Raw genomic sequence first — 22,317 nt, 5'->3', positions numbered from 1 at the left:
TACCGCCGAGCGCCGCCAACGGGGATGGCGCTCGGCGGTAAACAGTGAGAGTAATCAGTATCAGAGGATAACGCACCGTCGTTTCACAAGTGAGATTCCGTCGGAAGCGACACTGTCGCGTCGGTGCCGAACGACCGCATCCGGGTCGGAACATCAAACTATCGGTGAATAGTATACCCACATATACAATTTTAATGATATTTCGGCAATCTCCCACTACTATTTAAACAACCCCGACTAGTTTGGCTCTCACTTTATAAAAACGACATCAAGTTTTTAATAACTGATGTATCTAATATGGGACTGGAGCGATGACGACAAATATAGATACACAGTTGCTGGGGCGCGACGTATCGTTCACCCTCTCGGAACCGTGGCTAGCGTACTGGCTGGTGATAATGCGGCTCGCAGTCGGCTGGTGGTTCCTCCACGCGGGGCTCGATAAGTTCCTCGCGTGGCCGTTCGACGCCAGTTGGTTCGTCGGCGGCGCAGCAGCCGGGACCAGCCTCGCTCCCATCGTGACGCTGTTCTCGGGGGATGCGGGGTTGGCGTTGGTCAACATAATGGTGCCGCTGGGACAGACGCTGATCGGCCTCGGGGTCGTTGTCGGCGCTCTCACGCGTCTGGCCGCGTTCTTCGGGGCGTTCCTGATGACGTTCTTCTACTTCATCAACGGCGAGACCGGCGGGTGGGCCCACGGGCTCGTGACGGGCGAGCTGATGGGTCTTTTGGTGTTCGCGATGATCGCCACGCTCGGTGCGGGACGCGTCCTCGGCATCGACGCGATTCTCGCACGGACCGAGTTCGTCAAGAACCACCCGCGGCTGCGGTACCTGATCGGCTAAGAGGTGACAGAACATGAGTGAACTCAACACAATCGACAAGGTCGCAATGTACGGCGGCGGCGGGCTCGTAGTGCTCGGTGTCGTCGTGATCGGACTGATAGAAATCATCGCGGGCAGTCCCCACCCGGTGTCGAGCGAGGGTCAGATCGTCCACGAGGCGCTGATCCCGATCCTGCTCCGGTCGTATATCATCATTCTGGGACTGCTGATCTGGGCCGTCTACGCCGTCTATAGGTTCGTTGGCACCACGCCGGCCACCGAACCGGCGGCGTAACGACGGCTCCGACACGGTCGCTTTCCAGCTGCCACCTCGCAGCGGATTTTTATTTGGTCAGTTGTGTGATAGCGGAGCCAATGACGAGCCAGGTGGAGTGAAGAGAAGACTACTCGGGGGGAGATCATCACGGAACGGATCGTCAGAGTATCTTTGGCTGGACGACCGTATCTACGGCGTCGTGCGCGGTCGCGAGGCGAGCGACCTGATCGTCCTTGCGCAGCAGCCAGATGCCCATCACGCCGCTGATGATCGTCAGCGCGACGAGAGCAACGATGTAGCCCGTAGGCATACTGGCTGCGTGGAGAGCAGTCACGTCGACGGCGAGATGCCAGACGACGAGCGGCCAGAGACTCTCCAACCGGAACGCGACTGCGGCGAGGCCGATCCCCATCGGAATGATCAGGATGATGCTGACGAGCCACTCTACGGCTGGCCCGCCGAGAATGATCTGTGACACGTGGGTCAGTCCGAACAGGGTCGCCGTCAGGACGCCGGCGAACAGCCGCCCGCGGGGTTCCAGCACGCGGAGGAGTACCCCGCGGTAGAGGAGTTCCTCAGATATCGCGGCTCCCAGAGCCACACCGACGACGATGAGCACGACGGTCAGCCAGGCAGGACGGATCTCGCCTTCGACGAGCGAAACCTCCGGGACTGCCATCCCGAAGACGACCGGCAGGAACACGATCGCGGCAAACGGCAGGAGATAGACGAGCGCCCGGCGGTTTACGCGGGCCGTGAGCCGTATCTTCCCCCACCACCCGAGCCAGGCGACGAGCCCGATGCTGAACGCGACGAAAAGCCAGTTCAGGACGAGTCCGATCCCGGATTGCGTCAACTGCGGGAACAGTGGTTCGAGCACGAGCCGGCTGAAAACCGCCAGTGCGACGATGCCGGCACCGATTCCGAGCGTTACCGCGACAGGACGACGTTCGACGATTGATTGCATCGGCCTCTATACGTCACAGGATTGATTATAGATAATCTGACATTCTGTAGCAGACAAAAACGTCGGCAGCGACTGGAGCGTCGTTCGAGTCCACCACTGCGAATTCCTCCCTCCGTTTTTGCGGTGGAGCAAAGCGACCGGGCGAAAAGTGGAAATGGACCCACCGGTGGCCACAGACCGTGATTTCGGCCATCTCATTCCGCCTACTCAAAATGGTTACTCCTCTCCGAATCAGTTGATAGTCAACTGATAGTTTGTCCAGATGCGGTCGTCGTCGTACTGATTGATGCTCCCGCGATTGGCGTCGAGGATCTTCACGACCGCCGCGGCGAGGCCGTCATCGAAGCGGTCGACGTACTCCCGAAGTCTCTTGCACACAACGAGCCGAAGCACTATATGGAAGACGCAAACCGTAGCTGGTACTTTGTAGAACGACCGACAGGCGAACCAGACCTGGACTGCTTCGATCTGAGAGACGAGCCCGTACCAGAGCCCTCCGAGGGTGAACTGCTCGTCCGTGTCGAGTACCTCTCTGTCGACCCGTATATGCGCGGCCGGATGCGGGACAGGGAATCGTACGCAGAGCCTTGGGACGTCGGAGATGTTCTGAAAGGCGGCGTCGTCGGCGAAGTGGTCGAGAGCAACAGCGAGCAGTACAACACAGGAGATCTCGTGACCGGAGAGGGAACGTGGGCTGACTACAGCGTTCTCGATGCGGACGACGTCGCCCCTGTCGATCCCGAGATAGCCGACCTGCCCGCCTACCTCGGCGTCCTCGGGATGCCGGGCCGGACGGCCTACTTCGGGTTACTCGAGGTCGGCGAGCCCAAGCCCGGCGATACCGTCGTCGTTTCCGGGGCCGCAGGTGCGGTTGGATCGGTCGTCGGCCAGATCGCGAAATTGAACGGCTGCCGCGTCGTCGGATTCGCCGGATCGGACGAGAAGACTCGCTGGCTCACCGACGATCTCGGGTTCGACGCTGCGATCAACTACAAGGAGACCGACGACTACGGAACTGCACTCGACGAGGCCGCACCGGAGGGCGTCGACGTCTATTACGACAACGTCGGTGGACCGATCACGGATGCCGTGTTCACGAAACTGAATCTCGACGCTCGCGTGGCCGTCTGCGGACAGATTGCGCACTACAACGACGAGGATGTCCCGACGGGACCTCGGAAGCTGCCGCAACTCATCGCGCCACGCGCGAAAGTTCAGGGGCTTCTCGTCGCCGATTACGCGACACGGTTCGGGGAGGCGAGCGAACAGCTCGCAACGTGGGTTGCGAGCGGCCAGCTCCAGCACCGTGAATCAGTCGTGGAAGGCTTAGAGAACGCTCCAGACGCGTTCCTCGGCCTGTTCTCCGGCGACAACATCGGAAAGCAGGTTGTCCGAGTGGCTGAATGACCGTTCAGTAGCCACTCGACACTGATAGCAAGAGCAGTTGCCGTCCGCGTATGGTCTATCGACGCGGACCCAATTGTGCTGCGGCTGTCGACCTCCTCGTCGGGCACTGCATCACTATAGTAGCGTTTGCAACTGATTGCTCATCCGATCGCACGACTGCGTGCGATCGTGTGAGTGAAGACTTGCAAACGCTACTATAGCGGCCTCACCGCAGTCTCATTCCTCCTGTTCAACCGTTCATCGAGAGAGTGCCTCGAGAAGCCATTTGAATTCCGCGGGAGTGGCTCGTGTCCCTCCAAACATCTATACCCGGAAGTGGCCCAACGTAAGGTAATGGATGATGCAGGAGAATCCTCCGAACCGGCGGACGATTCCTCTCTCGACGAGATGATGCAACACCTTGGGGAGGCGAAGAAACTGGACAAATCCAGTTTAAACAGCAACCGAACTCAGTGGTCGGGTCTCCAACGCAAAGTCCGAAAGCAGCGGAACGTCGCGATTCTCTCCAAGAACTATTCAGATCGCTTGGCGGAACTCGTCGACCGTACCAAAATCACACACCGATCCGGAAGCCGGCTCGTGTCCGCAGCCGCAGCATTCGATGCCCACGGCCGGCTCCCGATCTATTATCGCACCGGCGATATGGTGACTCATACGGGGATCATCACAGATCTCATCCTCGACCCTGACCCCGAATCCCAGAAGGCAGAGAAGTTCAGATCGCAGATCAGTGAGGACGATGATTATGCGGATTACAACGAGGAACTCGACACGACGACGTACATCGTCGAGCACGGGCGCAAGCTCGATGAGCCGTTCCAGATGACAGAGTTGCGGAAGGTGAGTGATGACGAATCCATCGACGAGGGTTTCTGGCGCTCTCCCGCGTACGTGTTCACCCGTGAAGGGGACTTTCCTTCCCTGCGCGAGTAGTGATAATCGAGTCCGCCGCTTCGTTGCAACGCGGATAATCCACCGGAGCGGACGGCAAACTGATCGGCAATACAGAGGAGTGTCGCGTCTCGTCGACTCGGGAGCGCGTGCCCGTATTCGCTATCGAGCTGATACGCGGCGGCGAAGCGAACAGACGTATCGAGTAGTGCCCGGGGCATTCACTCGGTGTCGACGCCCCACGCGTCGTGATCCGCAGTCGCGTCAGTCTCAGTCTCGCCACCTTCCCCCTCGAAGTCGGCGAAGTTACGGAAGTTCGAGGAGAAAGCCTCGCGCTTCAGCGCGGGAGGAACTCAAACTAGCCGATGGCAAAGTTCGCTGTGCCGAGAGAGTCATAGCGGACGCGGTATCAACGCTCTCGTTCGCGATTCTGTGGGTCGTGCTTCTCAGCGAAGGCTTTTCGGCGTATGCACGAAAAAAGATAGTAATGCGTTCCCCAGTCCGAGGGGTTCAGACGACAGTGGACGGCATCATCTCCGCGTGCACCCGACAGCCGGTTCACTGACCTGTGCCGCCATCATTCGAGCAGTTTGCGAATCAGTTCCGCTCGCTCGCTCCCGACGAGCGAGCGGCTTTCGTCGCTGCACTCCTGCGATCCCGGGAATGGGACATCGACCGCGACGGCCGCCTCATCGTCGCGACCCGGGACGAAGAAACGAAACGGATTCACGTCGGTCCGAATCCACCTGCGGCCGGCGATGTCGACGAACTGGTCGTCGTCCCGTCACGCTTCGAGTCGTTGCCTGCTCTCCTGCCCAGGCAATCCAGGCCGACAGTCGACGACCTCGACTGTGGGTCGGGGGTATCAGTCCTCGATCCGGGCGCGCTCTACCAGCAACTCCTCTACGCCGTCGCACGGGTGGAAGCAAAACGGCTGTATCGAGACCACTTCGGCGCCGAGTTCGACACTGATCACGACGACAGCTCAGCGACACGACTGCCCGGGCGAGCCGCTGTGCTGGCAGGGTTCCTTATCGTCATCGCGGTCGCCTCACCAGTGCTCGCTGGCGTCGTTCCGGGCGTCCTCATCTGGGGTGAATCGACACCGGGTGGCGTGTCGAACCATAGCGGAGGGCAGCCGGACAGCGCCGTCACAGACGACCAGGTGGACGGTGAAACGCTCGCCACGCCAACTCCGACTGGGACCGCGGGCGTATCACCCGAGGTCATCCGCGATCCCGACCGCCTCGCGCGCGCACACACCGACGCACTCCAGGCTCACCCGGTCGCGATGGAGGTGACGTTCACCGGGCCGCGGTTTCTGACCGGGTTCGACACCCGTCGGTCCGGGTTCGACGCCAACGATACGGTCACGATCAGGGCCCACGTCGAGTCCGATTCGCGGTACCACGTTGTCCGGGAAACGAAGTTTACCGGGACCTCTCTTACGAGTACAACCGGGCGAATCGAGCGGTTCGCTGACGGGTCCGGGGTGTATGTCCGTATCGAACGCGGGAACACGACGACAATCCAGCGCCGGGGTCTCAGACCCCTCCGGAACGGTTCGATGGTGATCGACAGCTGGACACGGTTCGTCGTGTTGCGGTATCTGAACACGACCGAGACAGACGTCGAGCAACACACCATCGGCGGGAGGACCCGATACCGACTCGTTGCGACCGGAAACCCACTCACACTCGATCACGAAACGCAGGCGTATCGCGCCGTCGCGGTCGTCGAACCCGACGGCTGGATCCGTGGTATCCGGGTAGCCTACCGACATCCGAACACCGGGTCCCGGGTCGTGGTAACGGTCAGATACGACCGTTATCCGGGCACTGTCGACGCTCCCGGGTGGTACGAGGACTAACTTCACGTCCGCTCTGGGCTTCGTGTTTGCTTCGATCCGCTCGGTCTCGGTCCTCTCACCACGTGTGTCGCGTGGTTTCAGCAGTCGGCACATCGGCACACCCTTCGAGGATGTGGCGTTCACCGACCGTCTTTCGGATACTGCCTCGTTACGTGGGCGGACAGGCCGCCTCCGAAGGACGGTTCGGAATCCGCTCCGTTCCGACCGATCCCTCCCTGCTGAGAGGGTTACCTGTCAGTTAAGCGCCAGTGTTCCGAAACTCGGAGAAGATCGTCGAACGTGGATTCTCTCCCAAGTGCCGGCGCGTATCCACGGCCTGAAGGCCGCGGTATTGCGCCTGTTCAGGCTATAATATCTCCACGATAGCTAAAATCGTAGACACAGTCGTACTGACACCCCAGAAACGAACGACACGCATAAGACTGTCTGTGCCGATCGTCGAATCTCGAAAGATGGCTTGGATAAATGCGAACGGGGCGATCTACAGGACGATGGCCGAAGAGGAGCAATTGGGGTGGATCAACTCCAACGGAGCCATCTATAGAACGATGGCAGAGGAAAAACACTTGGGATGGATCGACTCCAACGGGGCGATCTACAGAACGATGGCAGAGGAAGAACAGTTGGGATGGATCGATTCCAACGGTGTAATTTACGAGACGATGTTCGAAGAGACCGAACTCCAATCGTTCGAGTGACATTCTCGAAGATCCGGTTCTTATAAGCACGAATAACTATGTCTTATTCCACCAAACCGAACGGCGAGACGTCGACCGGCGCGCTCTACTGTCGACTGGAGGTAGTAGATGCACCCTGAACCACCCAATGACGAAGAGCACTGGATTCGAGGAGAGGACGACGAATTGCACCTTCCAGACCAGAACGAAGCCCCGCTGTGTGGCCACGAGACCGACAATTCCCCTTTCCACTACCGTCAGATCGGGCTCAAAGTCGAGAGCATCGAAGATTGGCGACGAGAGCACGTCTGTCGGGACTGCGTGGACAGGTTCGACGGTTGAAAACGGTCTCAGTCGAGCCAAGTCGAGAGGTAGCCACACGAACAGAAACGACTCGGCCCCAAAGATTAGATCGTGTCACAAAGTCCTCTAGAGTTCAGTAGCAACTGACTCCTCTAAGGAAGGGGTCGCCTCTGGTGTCCAACCCACGAGGCAACCTATGCACGCCACAATCGACGTGCGGTTCACGAGTAGCATCGACGAGGACAAAACGGTACCGTTGGCCACGCTTGCCGAGTTCGTTTCCGAGCAGAACGTCGAGTCTGTACTGCTCGGATCGATGGTCGAGAGCCTCGACGCGAGCCGCGTCGTCGAGTTACCGTTGTGACCCCATTTCTCGGCTTGAAGACCGGCGCGTTCGGCCGCTGCCTCGAGGTTTCGACCCACTCGCTTTGCGTTCGTATCGAGGTGTTCGCTCAGGTCGCTGCTGTGCAGATAGGTGAGCGGTTCGTCGCTCAGTTGCTCAAGAAGTAGTGCCGCGAGATCGTCGCGCAGTTGGTCAGACGAGTATATCGAATCTCTGTCAGAACCACCTGAATTCTTCGAGGCGGTCACGCTGACCACCCCCTGATACGACAGATGAGACTACCTCCAATAAATTCCGTTTGTTTATGAGTAGAATGGGACCGCCCGGATTCGAACCGGGGTCACGGGCACCCAAGGCCCGAAGTATACCAGGCTAACCCACGGTCCCGTAGTCGAACATCGCGCCGGAGGCGAGTAAAGGATTTCGTTCGGCCCGTCGGTCAGAACGCGTCCTGCAGCTCCATCTCCGCGACCAGATCGTACGGCTCGGTGCCCGACCGGATGCAATCGAGAATGCGGAACGCGTCCGACGGTGAAAGGAAGTGGCGGCAGACCGCATCGCCGAGCGGCGTGGGGCTGAACCCGTCGATGAACTCCCACTCGAGGAGTTTGCCGATCGCGTGTTTCGTCGGGACGTCCCCGACCATCCGGTCGTTCAACTGCTTGGCGCGCTTGCCGGCGACGACGACGTTCGCCAGCGTCTCCTCGGCGGCCGCCGTCTCGTCGTAGCGGGTGAGTACGTCCTCCATCTCGCCTTTCAGGAGTTTGAACGCGACCTCGTCTTCGGTCATCTCCATCGTGTTGTGGTAGCTGCAGTCGGGTTCGACCAGCAGATAGACTTTCCCCTGATCGTGGTAGTCCGGGCGACCCGCGCGGCCGAGCATCTGCTCGAACTCCTGCACGGAGAGCCACTCGATGCCCATCGCCAGCGAGTCGAAGATCACCTGCGAGGCGGGGAAGTCGACACCGGCCGCGAGCGCGGCAGTCGTGACGACGGCCGCGAGATCCTGGTCGCCGAACTGTCGTTCGACGCGCTTCCGTTGCCCGTAGTCCAGTCCGGCGTGGTACGGCGCGGCGTCGTACTCCAGTTTCCGCGAGATCTCGTGACACCGCCGCCGGGAGTTGGTGAAGACGATCGTCTGCCCGCGGTAGCCCTTCGAGGACTTCGAGTCGAACTCCCGTCTCACGAGTTTGTTGATGATATCCGGCTTCTCGCGGCCGTCGGCGAACGTCACGTGCCGCTCGATCGGCACCGGGCGCTCCTCGAACTCGATCAGCGTCGCGCGGAGCCGCTCGGCCAGCGACTCGGGGTTGCCGACGGTCGCGGAGAGATACACGTACTGGGCACCGTCGTAGCTCCCGCGGCGGTCGGCTCGCCGCTCATTGTAGTATTTCAATCGGCTGATGAGCCCGTCGAGGCGGTGGCCGCGCTCCTCCTCTTTGAGCGTGTGGATCTCGTCGATGACGACGGTGCCGACGTCGCCGAGGTCCTTGCCGGTCCGCAGCGCGTGGTCGATCCCCTCGTAGGTGCCGACGACGACGTCCGCGTTCGGGTCGAAGCGGTTGCCGTCGTCGTTGATCCGAGAGGCGCCGACGCGGATGGTGACGTCGAGGACGTCGCCGTAGCGCTCCTCGAAATCCTCGTGTTTCTGGTTCGCGAGCGCGACGAGCGGGACCAAAAAGAGGAGCTTCCCCTCGCCCTTCAGCGCGCGGTCGATGCCGGCGAGTTCACCGACGAGCGTCTTGCCGGTCGCCGTCGCGCTCACGACGAGCTGGTCGCGCCCCTCGAAGAGCCCGTTGTCGACCGCGAGCGACTGAACCGGCAGCAGCGTGTCGAAGCGATCCTCGACCCGCCGCTGGAACTCTGAGTGCAGATCGAGCGTCGACGTCTCGACGAGGTCGACCTCGTCGGTCGTCGCGCTCACCGTGTCGAACTTCGTGAGGTCGGGGTCGAGCCCCCCGGAGAGGAGACTCGCGATGCGATCCAGATCCTGGGTCTCAAGCAGGAGGTCTTCGAGTCGCTCTTGGGCCGCTCCGGTCAGCCGGCCGGACGCCGAGAAGTCCAGTTCCCGCTCCAGTTCGCGTTTCGCGCAGTTCGGACAGATGTGTTCGCGGTCGGTCTTGATTGCGGTCTCCTCGGTGATCGGCGAGTAGCGGCCGTCGGACGCGCAGTACCGGCAGGTCCGGACGACGAGCGCCTCCTGCTGGTAGCCGTCGAGCATCTCCTGTAGCTCCTCGCGGCGGTGCTTCGAGGTCTGCTCGGAGATGCGGATTCGCGACGCGCGGCGGGCGAGTTCGACGAACTGGCTGGGGTCGCGGGGGTCCTCGGTCGAGCCGCGCTTGACGCGGAATTTCGCGGGGCGGGGCCCCGCATCCGTCTCCTTCAGTTCCAGCACCGCACGGAAGACGCGCTCGCCGTCACGCTCGACGACGACGAGGAAATCGTCGCCGACCTCGTGGAGGAAGAGGGTATCGACGCGGCCGACCTGTTGAGACACGGTTGGCCGTAGGTCGAGGAGGTATTTCAGCGGTTCGTCTGCGACTGGAGGGGCGATGCGGTTGACCACAGGAGCGGGGAGCCCGACCGCCCTCCGGCGTCGCGGTTGGACTTAAGTCCCGTCCCCGATTACTCATCGGTATGCGCGGAATCCGTATCGGCAGCGCGTTTGGTATCCCGATCAAGCTGGATCTCACCTTCCTTCTGGTTCTCCCGCTTTTCGCGTGGCTCATCGGAACCGACATCGCCCAGTTGGTCGGCGTCATCAACAACCTCTTCGGGTCGGTCATCGAGCAGGGGCCGCTCACCGCGGGGTCGATGCAGTGGATTCTCGGGGCGGCCGCGGCGATCGGTCTCTTTGTCTGTGTCCTGTTTCACGAGTTCGGCCACTCGCTCGTCGCAATGCACTACGGCTACGAGATCGACTCGATCACGCTGTGGCTCTTCGGCGGCGTCGCGAGTTTCGCGGAGATGCCCGAAGACTGGCGGCAGGAGTTTACGATCGCTGTCGCCGGGCCGATCGTCAGCGTCGGGCTCGGCGTCGCCTCGTATCTCGCGTTTCTGGTCTTGCCGACGGCGCTGGATCCGGTGAAGTTCGTCGTCGGCTACCTCGCATTGACCAACATCGTCCTCGCAGTGTTCAATATGCTGCCCGGGTTCCCGATGGACGGGGGTCGCGTCCTCCGGGCGCTTCTGGCCCGCAACCGGCCGCACGCGCAGGCGACACAGATTGCCGCCGAGGTCGGCAAGGTGTTCGCGTTCCTGCTCGGGCTGTTCGGGCTGTTCGCCAACCTCTTTCTCGTCGCCCTCGCATTCTTCATCTACATCGGGGCGTCCTCGGAAGCCCAGCAGAGCGTGATGAAGGCTGCCTTCCAGGACGTGACAGTCCGGGACGTGATGACGCCGGCAGACGACCTCGACGTCGTGACTGCGGGGGAGAGCGTCGCCGACCTCCTCGAGCGGATGTTCACCGAGCGGCACACGGGCTATCCGGTGCTCCGCAACGGCCGACTGGCCGGGATGGTGACGCTCGACGACGCCCGGTCGGTCAAGGAGGTCGAACGCGACGCCTACCGCGTCGAGGACGTGATGTCGGACGATCTCACGACAATCGGGCCGGAGGCCGACGCGATGACGGCGCTCCAGGAGATGCAGCAGAACGGCGTCGGCCGGCTGCCGGTCGTCGACGACCACGGCGACCTCGTCGGGCTCATCTCCCGGACGGATCTGGTGACGGCGTTCAACATCATCCAGTCTCGGGGGACGCTGTCGCTCACCAACCGGGAGCGGTCCAGCCTGCCTGACCCCCGGTGAGTCGGTCGACCGTCACGTCTCGTCGTTCGACTCGGTGTCCGAGGCAGCCACGTCGCTGTCGTTCGATTCGGCGTCCGAATGCGCCCTATCTCCGTCGGCACTCTCTCTTTCGGTTTTTTCGCCGTCCGCGAGCGCGATATCAGTCTGCTCGCGAAGCCACTCGACCGCGGTTTCGAGCGTCCCGGCGTCGTTGCCAGTGAGTTTGATCCGTGTCTGCCCGGCATCTCTGTTCGGATAGCTTCCGACCCGGACGCCGAACTGATCCGCGACAGCCCCCAGATGGCTCGCGAGCGCACCCTCGGGCTCCGGCGAGTACAGCGTCCGCGTCGCGACCTCGCCCCCGAACGCGTCGGCGACGTTAGCGAAGACCGCCTCCATCTCCTCGGGGATTCCGGGTAGCACGTACACGTTGTCCGCGACACAGCCCGGCGCGAGTCCCTCGGGGTTCGGAATCGGCGTTGCACCTTCGGGCATCGACGCGTACCACTCCGCACGCAGCTCGAAGTCAAGGTCGGGGTTCTCCTCGAAGATCCGCGCCAGCGTCTCCTCGACGTCGGCCTCGGCGACCGGATTCACGACGAGTTCGCGGTCGAGACCGGCCGCGACGGCAGGCATCGTCACGTCGTCCGGGGTCCCGCCGAGGCCGCCGGTGACGAGCACCGCGTCGAACCGCTCGGCCCACTCACGAATCGTCGCAGCGACCACCGTCTCCTCGTCGGGGACGACGATGATCCGTGCGACCTCGACACCGCGCCCGCTGAGTTCGTTCGCCAGCCACGTCGCGTTCGTGTTCTCGATGTCGCCCGCGAGGAGTTCGTTTCCCACGGTGACGATCGCCGCGTCCATATCCACGACCTCGGACGGCGCGGGCTTAAGCCCTCTCCGACGTGCGGGAAAGCGGAAAGTCCATATCCTCGGACTCGTAGTGACCGGTATGGGACTGTTCGATAGCACTCGTGTGCTCGCCGGTATCGCCCTGATGGTCGTCGGGTCGCTTCTGTTTCTGCCGGCCGTCTATCCGATCTCCTCGCAGCTTTTCACGTACGCGCTCGTCTTGGGAACGGCGCTTCTGACCCTCGGGACCTGGCTCGTCGGGACCTCCGAAGGCGGGCCGGCCGTCTGAGCGGATCGAAAAGAGCATTGTGGTCAGCGGAGAGGGCTGTTCGTCGCCAAATACGCCCTTCCGGAGCCGAAAAAGCGGATTTATACTGACGAAGGGGACTCGGTGCACTTTCGATAACCCGAATTCAGCGGGGAATCGGACGAACACCGCGGAGCCTGACCGACAGGTGACACAAAGCCTATGTTGGAGTGTTGCGTGATTTTTTTGTACAGCTGTCTCTGCGGCTCGAACGCCTCCGCTGTGCCGCCTCACCCGCCCCGAAACCGAGGCGAGTTCGCCGATATCGGCCGCAGTCGACGACAGTCCCCGCTTGCGGCCCGGTCGGACCAACCGGCCGCCGATACGCAGTACGAACCCCCTCACTATGACACGAGCCACCTCCCAGATACGCGCAGTTTCGATCGCAGTACTCGTCGTGTTGTCGGTCGTCGCCGGCAGCGTGACGTTCGCCGGTAGCGTCGCTGCAGTCGACAACGTCACTGCGGAAGAACAGTTCGACCCGTTGGAGGTCGATGAAAACACTGAGACCACACACAGCTTCAACTACTCGTTCTCGGGTATCAACACAGCCGGAAACACCACGCTCACGTTCTCTGTCCCGGGCGAGTATCCGGCAATCGTCAGTCACGATATCGTCGTGAAGAACGCCACTGGAGCCGAACTTGGCGCGACCGTCACTGACGACCCTCGGACGCTCTCCTTCGAGGTTAACTCTACCACAGAGACGGTTTACCTCGATGGCACCGTAACGCTGGACAGCCCGTCGGTTGAGACAGACCAGAATTATACGATCAAGTTCAACGGAACCGACGAGGACGGCGATGTCGCTTCAGCTCAGGAGGAGATCACTGTCGAGAACATTCCAGACACGCTCTCGATCGGCGACGGCGGGTTCTCGCCGACTGAGGTCGACCAAGAAACCGAGAATCAACACGAGTTCAACTACTCGATCGACGGCCTGGACACGAACGAGGACTCCACGTTCGAGATCGACGTCCCGAGCGAGTTCGAGATCGGGTCACACGACGTCGTCGTCAAGAACGCTACCGGGACCGAAGTCGGATCGCTGGACGAGAGCGACAAGACGCTCACGTACACCGATCAGCTGTCGACGGAGTCGGCCTACCTCGCCGGGAGCCTGAATCTGACGAGTCCCGCCGTGCCCGAGGGAGAGGAAAATGCGACCTATGACGTCGCGGTTGACGTCAGTGACGACGGCGGGAGGTCCGAATCGAGGACCGAAGAGATCACCGTCGAGTACGTCGGCGGCCAGCCGGGAGATCCGGAGTTCCTGAGTGCGACGCAGTTCGAGCAGTCCGATGGAACGCCCGCTATCGAAGTCGCCTTCTCAGAAGACATCCAGAACTTCGATTCCAACTACGGCCTCTACGTCGACGAAGAAGAGGAGGTGACGAGCGACATCGTCACTAACGTCAACGAGGCGCAGGGTCGCGTGATCATCAAACTCAACGAGACGGATAGTCGGGATCTGACGCTCCGACTCGAAGACGGGATCGTCGACACCGACGGCAACTCACTCGCGAACCCGGACAATCCGGAATACAAGCCGATCACGTTCGCGCCGACGACAGTCGGGGCCGGTGACGATACGAACGTCTACAAAGGGTCGGTCGTCTCTATCGTGGCGGCGAACTCGGAGACGGACATCACCCTCGAAGGGACAGACGACGACACGGACAACTACTTCTTCCAGGGGTCGACCGGTGTCAACAGCCGTATCTTCCTCTTCGACACGGAAGACGAGGTCACCGGCGACTATGAGGCCAACATCGACGGCGAGGGACCCGCCTCTATCACCGTCCGAGATCTCGATCTCTCGGTTTCGATCGACGATCGAAACGTGACGACGCTCGAAACGATCGAGGGAACCGTCTCGGCACAGGTGAGCGGCCGCGAGATCCGCCTCGAACTCCTCGACGACAGCGACGAGGTCGTCGACGAGCGGTTCGTCGACCTCTCCGGACAGGGCGAGTACGACTTCAGCTACGATTTGGAATCACTGAACCTCGAAACCGGCGAGTACACCATCCGCGCGACCGACACGGCAGCCGGCGTCACCGTCGAGTCCGACACGATCGAGGTCACCGAGGCGGGCGACACCGAGGTGCTCCTGCCGAATAACGTCATCAGCGAGGCCCGCGGCGACGTCGTCGCCATTCCGCTCACGCTCGAAAACACCCGCGAGGCGACGCTGACTATCGGTGACGACGAGGCCGGCTACGAGGCGAGCGTGACCGTGCGCGATGGGGACGGTGACGACCGCGACGGCGAAGTGACCGTCTACTTCAACACCTACGCGGCCTCGTCGTTTGGAACCGACACGTTCAGCAGCGAGAACGACCTGGTCAGCGTGAGCGACGACGACGAGATCGTCGACGGGGAGGTCACGATCGGCGTCTCGAACCTGCTCGACGCCGAGGCGTACCCGCTGTCAGCGCAGACCGGGGGCCGCGAGACGGACGTCCAACTGCTCACGCTGGAGGAGCGATCGACGACGTCGATCCGGACGCTGACGGCCCCGCGGAACGAGTACAGTAGCCTCAACGACCCCGAAGAGATCCGCGAGGGGACCGGCGAGTACGTCACGGAGACCTCCGATGTCGCCGTCGGCGACACGGTCCTCTACGAGATCGAGGCATCGGGACTCGAAGGCGCCCTCGACGCCCGCGGCGAGGACACGGTCACCGCGGAGTTCTTCGACTTCGCGAACGGGAGCGAGGACAACCCCGCCGCGCAGTTCAGCCTCGTCCAGCAGGACCCCGGCCCGAACCGCGATCCGCTCGTGCTCGATCTGGATAGTTCGAACGCACGCGTGGTCGCGGATTCGGCCAACGACACCTACTACGTGGTCACGCGGACCGGCGACGACGGGCCCGACGGCGTCGAAGACGCCGACGGGGACGGCGCCATCGACCCCGACGAGACCGAACGCGGCGAGGTCGACGCCGACGACGACCTCCGCGCCACGTTCACCGTCTTCGGCGAGGACGAAAACGACCTCGACCTGACGGCCGACGGCGAGGACGAGAGCGTCGAGACGAGCCACTCGCTCACCGAACCGGAGATCGAGATCAACGATCCGTTCAACGTCACCGAGGTCAGCGGCCAAGAGGTCTTCGGCGAGGCGACCGTCGCGCCCGGCACGGAACTGAGTATTCGGGTCCGGAGCGGCGACGGCGTCCGGCCGGCATTCCTGAAGACCGCAGAGACGACCGTCGATTCGAACGGCGAGTTCCTGGTGACGCTCTCGTTCAACGACACGAGTCCGGGCGACACCTACACGATCACCGTCAGTGACATCGGCCCGGCGCCGGACGCCACCGCCGACGGCACCGTCCAGCCGGTGATCCAGACGGCGACGTCAGACACGCCCGCGGAGACGACCACCTCGGAGACGCCGACGACGACCACGACGGAGACGACGACGGAGACGACGCCCACGACGACGATGACTGAGATTCCGACGGTCCAGACGTCGACGACGACACCTGGGTTCGGGGTCATTGCAGCGCTTGTCGCCTTCGCCGGGGGCGCGCTCCTGGCGCTGCGGCGCGAATAGACCGGCGCCGTCGTCCGGGGTGCTATTCCTCGCTGCGGGCGGGTCGACCGAGAGTCTACTCCTCGCTGCGGGCGGGCCGACCGAGGTGGTCCTCCACCGCATCTACCTTTTCGCGTGCGCGCTCTTCGCTCGTCCGCTTGTCGTCGATCTTCAGCACCGTACTCACCCGATCAGCGTCGACGGCCCGGTGGGCCGCCTCCGCGGCCGCAAACAGCGTTCCAACGTCGTCGGCCTCGATGACCGTCCCCATCGGATTCGTCTCGTAGCTCACGTCGAAGTCCTCCAGGGCGTCGACGGCTTTCGCCACCTCGGCGGACATACTCCCCTCGATCACGGGCGCGACGCTCAAAAGCGCGACAACAGTCATACTGCGGGATTCGGCCCCGGGTCGCAAAAACGTTCGTCGGCGGCGGCGGCAGCGGACTGCGACGGGAGTGCTCCCGTCGCGGCCCTCACGTCGCATCGGGGTTGCGATCTCGACCGCGAGGCGACACTCACAGTCGAGGAGGTCATACTGAGTACGCTCACTTTTTCCCGCCGAGCGCCGTCGACGGGGGTGGCGCTCGGCAGGAGAGAGGAGAGTAAGCAGCGTCAGTACGCCGGTCGCTGGGCGCGGATGATCCCTGCGAGGTGCTGCTGTTCGTCCGCCAGCAGCTCCGTCAGGTCGTCAGCCGTGATGATCCCAACGAGATCGTCGCCGTCACAGATGGGGACACGGCGGATTCCCGCGTCGCTCATCAGGTCTGCCACTTCGTAGAATCCGGCATCCCGATCGATCGTCCGGACGTCCTCGGTCATCACGTCGGCGGCGACCAGCCCGCTCAGATCGACTCCTTCCGCCAGCACGCGGACGGTCAGGTCCCGATCGGTCACGATCCCGACCGGTGTGTCGCCCTCGGTGATCACGACGCTGCCGACCGACTCCTCGGCCATCTTGGCCGCGAGTTCAGCGACCGACATCTCGGGATCGGCCGTTACTACGTCGCTCCGGGCAAGGTCTTCGACTGGCATAGTCGTACCTCCAACCGAATTTCAGTCGCCTAACAGGAAATTGCTGCTGGTATTTCCTATGTTGTGAGAAGTGTGTCGGTGAGATTAGTGGCCGGGATTCACGAAGTTCACCAGCCGCCGGCGAACTCGCATTCCAAGCCCACCTTCGCCGGCAGTCAGAGACGTGGCTCAACTTGGCACCGGAATGCAGATCCGTGAATGAATATAAGCCACCCGTCAGCCTGTGCTCGCGTCCGGCCCCATATCTCACACTCTGCGGTGCAGTCGTTTCAGTTCTCACCCTGGAAAATAAACCACGTCTGCTCGTCGTAGTTCGGATCGACTAACGCGAAGGTGTCATCGGGTTCGAGCCGCCTGGTGTCGGTCGTCGCCTCAACGTCTCTTCCTTCGCTGCGGAGTTTCTGTCTGCCGTTCGGTGAGAGGAGTGCGGCCCAGTCGCCGTCCTCGTAGTAGTAGGTGCCGCCCGTGCTCTCGTCCTCCAGCAACCACGCGCCCGTCGCATCGCGGGTGATGCGGCAGTGGACGCGGGAGACGTACTCGCTCGGGACGGAGATCGTCGTCTGTGGCGGATCATCGCGGCCGATCGTGTCGCCGTCCTGGATCTCGTAGGTGTCGTCGCTCCCGACGTGGTACAGCGTCGCCGTCTGCGGTGGGGCCGGGTCCTTCCGTTCGAGCGCGTTTTTGAGCGCGGTCGCGTTGCTGTACCGCTCGGCCGGATCCCTCGCTGTTGCCCGCTCGATGATGTCGTCGAGATAACTCGGACTTACGAAGCCGAGCTCACTCGGCACGATCCCACCCGTCTCGAACGTCTGTCCCGTGAGCAGATAGAAGAGCATCTTCCCGAGGGAGAAGACGTCGCTCCACGGTCCCTGTTCGCTCCCAGTCTCCTGTGAGAGGGTCTCTGGCGCTTTGAACGGACCAGCATCCGAGAATTCGTGGTACGTACCGGCATCGTCCGAGTCCCATAACGAATCGGATATGTGGGCCTGCGTTCCCGCCGTGAAGTCGACGATCGTCGGCGTTCGTCGGCTATCGAGGAGGACGTTACAGGGCTTCAGATGGCGGTGGCGGATCTCGTGGTGATGGAGGAACGACATCGCATCGCAGAAGCTGATGCCCATCTCGCGCACTTCTCCGGTGTCGAACCCGGACCCGTCCTCGACGATCTCGTCGAGTTCGTCGCCGTCAACGGCGTCGACGACGGGAATCTCGTCCCCGTTGTAGGAGACGCTGTCGCTGAGGTTCAGCAGGTTCGGGTGGCCGCCGGCGGTCCCGATCTCTTCGAGCGCCTGCAGTTCCCGGTTGATGTACCGGTCCAGGATCGCCTCGCTGACCCTATCGTAGCGCGGAATCTTTAGCACGACCTCCTCGCCCGTCGTCCGATCCGCAGCCAGCCACAGGCGACCGAATCCGCCGACACCGATCTCGACTTCGAGCCGGTAGCCGCCGATGATCGCCCCCTGCGTCGGTTCCGTGCTCATCACTATACTCTCCCTTTCTCTGTGAGCTTTGTAACAGTACTCACTCATCTACGATAAATTGATACGCGTCCTGTATCCCGCACACGCCGAATCCGACGTATCGAGCGACACGCAGAGCGGTCGCTCTGGGGTGTAGCATTCGGAGAAGTGCGCTGGCTGGGATGTTGAACCGAACCGAGACGTTCCTGCTCGCTTCGCTGCGCGGGCTGCGACTCGTCGGGTTCAAATCCAAGGGGAGCACTCACTCGACTCGGGGTCGCGGCGCGACGAGATGTCCCGCTGGATGGTCGAGTTCGGGAGAAGTGCGCTGGCTGGGATGTTGAACCACGGTCGCTCTACTCGCTTCGCTCGCGACGCTCCCTGATTCAAATCCACAGGGGCGCATCCACTCGACTCGGGGTCGCGGCGCGACGAGACGCGCCGCTGGGAGGTAGAGTCGAGAGAAGTGCGCTGGCTGGGATTTGAACCGGAGCCGGACGTGCTCGCTCGTCCCTCGCTGCGCGCGACCGGCAGGGTTCAAATCCAGGTGCCGCACACACCGAATTCGACGTACCGAGCGACACGCAGAGCGGTCGCTCCGTGACGGAGAATTCGGAGAAGTGCGCTGGCTGGGATTTGAACCCAGGTTGTGACCATGGCAAGGTCACGTGATACCACTACACTACCAGCGCGCGTCTGTTGCCTGCACTCGAACGCAGACGGGATTGACAAATAAGACTTGCGACTCGGCGGGAAACCGGACGATGGCGTGGGGGACGCTGCCACGATTTACGGAGCGTGAAACCGCCGCATCCCGGCGTGTGACGGCCTCACAGCCCCGGGTGGCTTTCGCTACTCTTTTAGGTTCCCCTGCGGTATCGATGGTACAGTCTAGACGTGACGCAGAAGGGACCGGTATGACGCTGACCGTACTCGTGCCGTCCTCTCTCGTCCGGGAGGCCGAGGACAAACGCGAGGCAACTCGCAAACTCGGCTACGTCGCCCGCGCGGCGACGGTGTTCCGGGCGAATCGGCTCGTCGTCTTCCCCGACAGGGAAGGCGAACGACGCCTGGGAGGCGAGTTCGTCGAAACGGTGCTGCGATACGCCGCCACGCCACCGGACCTCCGAAAGGAGGTCTGGGGGCGACGCGACGAACTCGAGTACGTCGGCGTACTGCCGCCCCTCCGCGTCCCGTCTATGACCGGCTCCGAATCGAACGGTTCGGGGTCGTTAACACAGGGAATCGTGACCGAGGTCGGACCTGACGGCCGCGTTCGGGTCAATTGCGGACTGCAACACCCGGTCTCCCTCTTTGCGCCTCCGTCGATGGAGGTCGAGGAGGGGGAACGCGTCGCCATCAGGATCTCTTCGCGAGAACCGGTCCGTGCGCGGATCGTCGATCGGCCCGTTCCGGGCTTCGACGTGTCCCGCACGGACCTCGAGGAAGCGCTCGACCGCGCCGATTCGGGTGTCGCTATCGCGACGTCCCGTTTCGGCGAAGCGCTGACCACCACGCGACTGCCGGATCTCGCCGCCCGCATCGAGCGCGAGGGAGCCACAGTCGCGTTCGGGTCGCCCGGTCGTGGGCTTCCGGCCATCCTCGACATCGACGTCGAGGATGCGGTCGAACCCGCTGACGGTCCGGGGTTCGACCTCTGGCTGAATACGATTCCGCAGCAGGGAAGCGAGGTAGTGCGAACCGAAGAAGCGATGTTCGCCTCGCTCGCGCCCCTGACACTCACGGAGTGATCACATGCCACAACCAAGCAGACCACGAAAAGGTTCGATGGGCTTCAGCCCGCGCAAGCGTGCGACCACCGAGGTTCCGCGCATCCGGTCGTGGCCCGACGACGAGGGCGCACCCGGTATCCAGGGATTCGCCGGCTACAAGGCCGGGATGACCCAGGTGATGATGGTCAACGACGAGGCCAACTCCCCCCGCGAAGGGATGGAGGAGGCCGTCCCGGTGACCGTCGTGGAGACGCCGCCGATGCGCGCCGTCGCCCTTCGAGCCTACGAAGAGACGCCGTACGGAGCAAAGCCGCTGACAGAGGTGTGGACCGGCGAGTTCGCAGAGTCCCTCGATCGGACCCTCGATCTCCCCAACGAGAACACCTTCGAGGAGGACGCCGCAGACCTGCGCTCGGCCGTCGAGGCCGGCGACGTCGACGACGTTCGCCTCATCACCCACACCGTCCCGGCGGACATGAAGAACGTCCCGAAGAAGAAGCCCGACGTCATGGAGACGCGCGTCGGCGGCGGCTCCGTCGAGGAGCGCGTCGACTTCGCGCTCGACCTCGTCGAAGACGGCGGGGAGCACGAACTGTCCGACGTCTTCCGCGCCGGCGAGTATCTCGACGTCGCCGGCGTCACGAAGGGCAAAGGGACGCAGGGCCCCGTCAAGCGATGGGGCGTCCAGAAGCGGAAGGGCAAACACGCCCGCCAGGGCTGGCGGCGCCGGATCGGTAACCTCGGCCCGTGGAACCCCTCCCGCGTGCGCTCGACCGTCCCCCAGCAGGGGCAGACGGGCTACCACCAGCGCACCGAACTGAACAAACGCCTCATCGACTTCGGTGACGGCGACGAACCGACCGTCGACGGCGGCTTCGTCGGCTACGGCGAGGTCGACGGGCCGTACGCGCTGGTCAAGGGATCGCTCCCGGGGCCGGACAAACGGCTCCTGCGATTCCGCGGGGCCGTCCGCCCGGGCGATCAGCCGCGACTCGACCCCGAAGTGCGCTACGTATCGACGGAATCGAACCAGGGATAAATTATGCAGGCAACAATTCGTGACCTGAACGGCGACGACGCCGGCACGCTCGACCTGCCGGAGGTCTTCGAGACGACCTTCCGGCCGGACCTCATCGAGCGCGCCGTCGTCGCCGCGCAGGCCAACCGAAAACAGGCGTACGGTGCCGACCCCTACGCGGGGCTGCGAACTCCGGCCGAATCGTTCGGCAGCGGCCGCGGGATGGCGCACGTCCCCCGCGAGAACGGGCGCGCACGGCGCGTCCCCCAGGCCATCAAAGGCCGGAAGGCGCACCCGCCGAAGGCGGAGAAAGACCAGGGCAAAGACATCAACACCAAAGAGCGGAAACTCGCCGTCCGATCGGCCATCGCCGCCACGGCGGACGAAGAGGTCGTCCGCGAGCGCGGCCACCAGTTCGACGACGACGTCGAACTGCCGCTCGTCGTCTCCGACGACTTCGAGGACCTCGTGAAGACCCGCGAGGTCGTCGACCTGCTCGAATCGCTCGGCGTCCACGCCGACATCGAGCGCTCCGACGAGAACAAGACGATCAAGGCCGGGCGCGGCAAGACCCGCGGCCGGAAGTACACGCGTCCGAAATCGATCCTCTTCGTCACGAGCGAGGAGCCATCGAAGGCGGCGCGGAACCTCCCTGGTGCAGACGTCGTCACCGCGTCCGGCGTGGGCGCGGAAGACCTGGCCCCCGGCACACAGCCCGGGCGGCTGACGCTCTTCACCGAGAGCGCGATCGAGGAGGTGGCCGACCGATGAGTTCGATCATCGAGCATCCGCTGGTCACCGAGAAGGCGATGGACGAGATGGACTTCGACAACAAGCTCCAGTTCATCGTCGACTTAGACGCCACGAAGCCCGAGATCGCCGAGGCGATCGAATCGCGCTACGAGGTTGCCGTCGAGGACGTCAACACGCAGGTGACGCCGCAGGGCAAGAAGAAAGCGACCGTCCAGCTGGGCGAGGACGACGACGCGCAGGAAGTCGCCTCACGGATCGGGGTGTTCTGAA

21 protein-coding genes, 2 tRNA genes and 2 pseudogenes are annotated in these 22,317 nt (G+C 62.9%); 15 read left to right on the top strand and 10 right to left on the bottom strand.

Annotated features, from left to right (window positions below):
• The first annotated feature begins 311 nt into the window (after positions 1-311).
• Together RJT48_RS11305 and RJT48_RS11300 are read left to right on the top strand one after the other, a co-directional pair.
• Complete coding sequence (locus tag RJT48_RS11305) at positions 312-845, top strand: DoxX family protein (RefSeq protein ID WP_311172388.1); 534 nt, start codon at positions 312-314, stop codon at positions 843-845.
• 13 nt (positions 846-858) lie between these two features.
• Positions 859-1,119 carry a hypothetical protein gene (locus RJT48_RS11300; RefSeq protein ID WP_311172387.1) on the top strand — a complete coding sequence of 87 codons (261 nt, stop codon included), beginning with the start codon at positions 859-861 and terminating at the stop codon, positions 1,117-1,119.
• Positions 1,120-1,261: 142 nt separating this feature from the next.
• Here RJT48_RS11300 and RJT48_RS11295 read toward each other — a convergent pair whose 3' ends face one another.
• The gene (locus RJT48_RS11295) at positions 1,262-2,068 is read right to left on the bottom strand and encodes a CPBP family intramembrane glutamic endopeptidase (RefSeq protein ID WP_311172386.1); all 807 of its coding nucleotides are present in this window, start codon (positions 2,066-2,068) and stop codon (positions 1,262-1,264) included.
• 231 nt (positions 2,069-2,299) lie between these two features.
• On the bottom strand, positions 2,300-2,446 hold the full coding sequence (locus RJT48_RS11290; RefSeq protein ID WP_311172385.1) for a hypothetical protein: 147 nt from the start codon (positions 2,444-2,446) through the stop codon (positions 2,300-2,302).
• Positions 2,447-2,464: 18 nt separating this feature from the next.
• Here RJT48_RS11290 and RJT48_RS11285 point away from each other — a divergent pair, with 18 nt between their 5' ends.
• The 6 genes and pseudogenes from RJT48_RS11285 to RJT48_RS11260 form a co-directional block, all read left to right on the top strand.
• Positions 2,465-3,475, top strand: coding sequence for an NADP-dependent oxidoreductase (locus RJT48_RS11285; protein ID WP_311172384.1), 1,011 nt, complete (start codon positions 2,465-2,467; stop codon positions 3,473-3,475).
• 333 nt (positions 3,476-3,808) lie between these two features.
• Positions 3,809-4,408 (top strand): hypothetical protein, encoded by a 600-nt coding sequence (locus RJT48_RS11280; protein ID WP_311172383.1) that lies wholly within the window; start codon positions 3,809-3,811, stop codon positions 4,406-4,408.
• Positions 4,409-4,934: 526 nt separating this feature from the next.
• Positions 4,935-6,236 (top strand): hypothetical protein, encoded by a 1,302-nt coding sequence (locus RJT48_RS11275; RefSeq protein ID WP_311172382.1) that lies wholly within the window; start codon positions 4,935-4,937, stop codon positions 6,234-6,236.
• Between the two features lie 491 nt (positions 6,237-6,727).
• Complete coding sequence (locus RJT48_RS11270) at positions 6,728-6,934, top strand: hypothetical protein (protein ID WP_311172381.1); 207 nt, start codon at positions 6,728-6,730, stop codon at positions 6,932-6,934.
• Between the two features lie 108 nt (positions 6,935-7,042).
• Positions 7,043-7,255, top strand: a complete 213-nt coding sequence (locus RJT48_RS11265) for a hypothetical protein (protein ID WP_311172380.1) — start codon at positions 7,043-7,045, stop codon at positions 7,253-7,255.
• A 157-nt stretch (positions 7,256-7,412) separates the two neighbouring features.
• A pseudogene (locus RJT48_RS11260) lies at positions 7,413-7,571 on the top strand (ISH6 family transposase); the annotation flags it as partial.
• A gap of 47 nt (positions 7,572-7,618) precedes the next feature.
• On the opposite strand, the pseudogene RJT48_RS20880 reads toward RJT48_RS11260, so the two are convergent.
• The 3 genes and pseudogenes from RJT48_RS20880 to RJT48_RS11250 all read right to left on the bottom strand — a co-directional run.
• Positions 7,619-7,807, bottom strand: a pseudogene (locus RJT48_RS20880) (hypothetical protein); the annotation flags it as partial.
• Between the two features lie 66 nt (positions 7,808-7,873).
• A tRNA-Pro gene (locus tag RJT48_RS11255) sits at positions 7,874-7,946 on the bottom strand.
• A 52-nt stretch (positions 7,947-7,998) separates the two neighbouring features.
• Positions 7,999-10,056 (bottom strand): DEAD/DEAH box helicase, encoded by a 2,058-nt coding sequence (locus tag RJT48_RS11250; RefSeq protein ID WP_311172379.1) that lies wholly within the window; start codon positions 10,054-10,056, stop codon positions 7,999-8,001.
• Between the two features lie 140 nt (positions 10,057-10,196).
• Between RJT48_RS11250 and RJT48_RS11245 the strand changes: the two genes are divergently transcribed.
• Entirely contained in the window at positions 10,197-11,369 is a 1,173-nt protein-coding gene (locus RJT48_RS11245; protein ID WP_311172378.1) for a CBS domain-containing protein, read from the top strand.
• Between the two features lie 12 nt (positions 11,370-11,381).
• On the opposite strand, the gene RJT48_RS11240 is transcribed toward RJT48_RS11245, so the two are convergent.
• On the bottom strand, positions 11,382-12,215 hold the full coding sequence (locus RJT48_RS11240) for a competence/damage-inducible protein A (protein ID WP_311172377.1): 834 nt from the start codon (positions 12,213-12,215) through the stop codon (positions 11,382-11,384).
• An 88-nt stretch (positions 12,216-12,303) separates the two neighbouring features.
• On the opposite strand from RJT48_RS11240, the gene RJT48_RS11235 reads away from it, so the two are divergent.
• Together RJT48_RS11235 and RJT48_RS11230 are read left to right on the top strand one after the other, a co-directional pair.
• Positions 12,304-12,492 carry a DUF8178 family membrane protein gene (locus RJT48_RS11235; RefSeq protein WP_311172376.1) on the top strand — a complete coding sequence of 63 codons (189 nt, stop codon included), beginning with the start codon at positions 12,304-12,306 and terminating at the stop codon, positions 12,490-12,492.
• A gap of 364 nt (positions 12,493-12,856) precedes the next feature.
• Positions 12,857-16,072, top strand: coding sequence for a DUF7827 domain-containing protein (locus RJT48_RS11230; protein WP_311172375.1), 3,216 nt, complete (start codon positions 12,857-12,859; stop codon positions 16,070-16,072).
• Between the two features lie 55 nt (positions 16,073-16,127).
• On the opposite strand, the gene RJT48_RS11225 is transcribed toward RJT48_RS11230, so the two are convergent.
• The 4 genes from RJT48_RS11225 to RJT48_RS11210 form a co-directional block, all read right to left on the bottom strand.
• Positions 16,128-16,439 (bottom strand): MTH1187 family thiamine-binding protein, encoded by a 312-nt coding sequence (locus RJT48_RS11225; protein WP_311172374.1) that lies wholly within the window; start codon positions 16,437-16,439, stop codon positions 16,128-16,130.
• A 224-nt stretch (positions 16,440-16,663) separates the two neighbouring features.
• On the bottom strand, positions 16,664-17,083 hold the full coding sequence (locus RJT48_RS11220) for a CBS domain-containing protein (protein ID WP_311172373.1): 420 nt from the start codon (positions 17,081-17,083) through the stop codon (positions 16,664-16,666).
• 269 nt (positions 17,084-17,352) lie between these two features.
• A complete protein-coding gene (locus RJT48_RS11215; RefSeq protein ID WP_311172372.1) occupies positions 17,353-18,564 on the bottom strand; it encodes a protein kinase domain-containing protein in 1,212 nt (403 codons plus the stop codon).
• Positions 18,565-19,164: 600 nt separating this feature from the next.
• A tRNA-Gly gene (locus RJT48_RS11210) sits at positions 19,165-19,235 on the bottom strand.
• Between the two features lie 225 nt (positions 19,236-19,460).
• On the opposite strand from RJT48_RS11210, the gene RJT48_RS11205 reads away from it, so the two are divergent.
• From RJT48_RS11205 to RJT48_RS11190, 4 genes are read left to right on the top strand one after another with little or no spacing between them, the layout of a single operon-like run.
• On the top strand, positions 19,461-20,294 hold the full coding sequence (locus RJT48_RS11205) for a putative RNA uridine N3 methyltransferase (RefSeq protein WP_311172371.1): 834 nt from the start codon (positions 19,461-19,463) through the stop codon (positions 20,292-20,294).
• A gap of 4 nt (positions 20,295-20,298) precedes the next feature.
• Positions 20,299-21,315 carry a 50S ribosomal protein L3 gene (locus RJT48_RS11200; protein ID WP_311172370.1) on the top strand — a complete coding sequence of 339 codons (1,017 nt, stop codon included), beginning with the start codon at positions 20,299-20,301 and terminating at the stop codon, positions 21,313-21,315.
• A 3-nt stretch (positions 21,316-21,318) separates the two neighbouring features.
• Positions 21,319-22,065 carry a 50S ribosomal protein L4 gene (gene rpl4p, locus RJT48_RS11195; protein ID WP_311172369.1) on the top strand — a complete coding sequence of 249 codons (747 nt, stop codon included), beginning with the start codon at positions 21,319-21,321 and terminating at the stop codon, positions 22,063-22,065.
• The gene (locus RJT48_RS11190; RefSeq protein ID WP_311172368.1) at positions 22,062-22,316 is read left to right on the top strand and encodes a 50S ribosomal protein L23; all 255 of its coding nucleotides are present in this window, start codon (positions 22,062-22,064) and stop codon (positions 22,314-22,316) included. The genes rpl4p and RJT48_RS11190 overlap by 4 nt, the downstream gene beginning before the upstream one ends.
• The last annotated feature ends 1 nt before the right edge of the window (position 22,317 follow it).

This window comes from Halobellus ordinarius, assembly GCF_031823395.1.
In the GTDB taxonomy this organism is placed as follows: Archaea; Halobacteriota; Halobacteria; order Halobacteriales; family Haloferacaceae; genus Haloquadratum; species Haloquadratum ordinarius.
The sequence above is the reverse complement of the archived record's forward strand: the minus strand, read 5'-3'. Positions and strand labels throughout refer to the sequence as shown.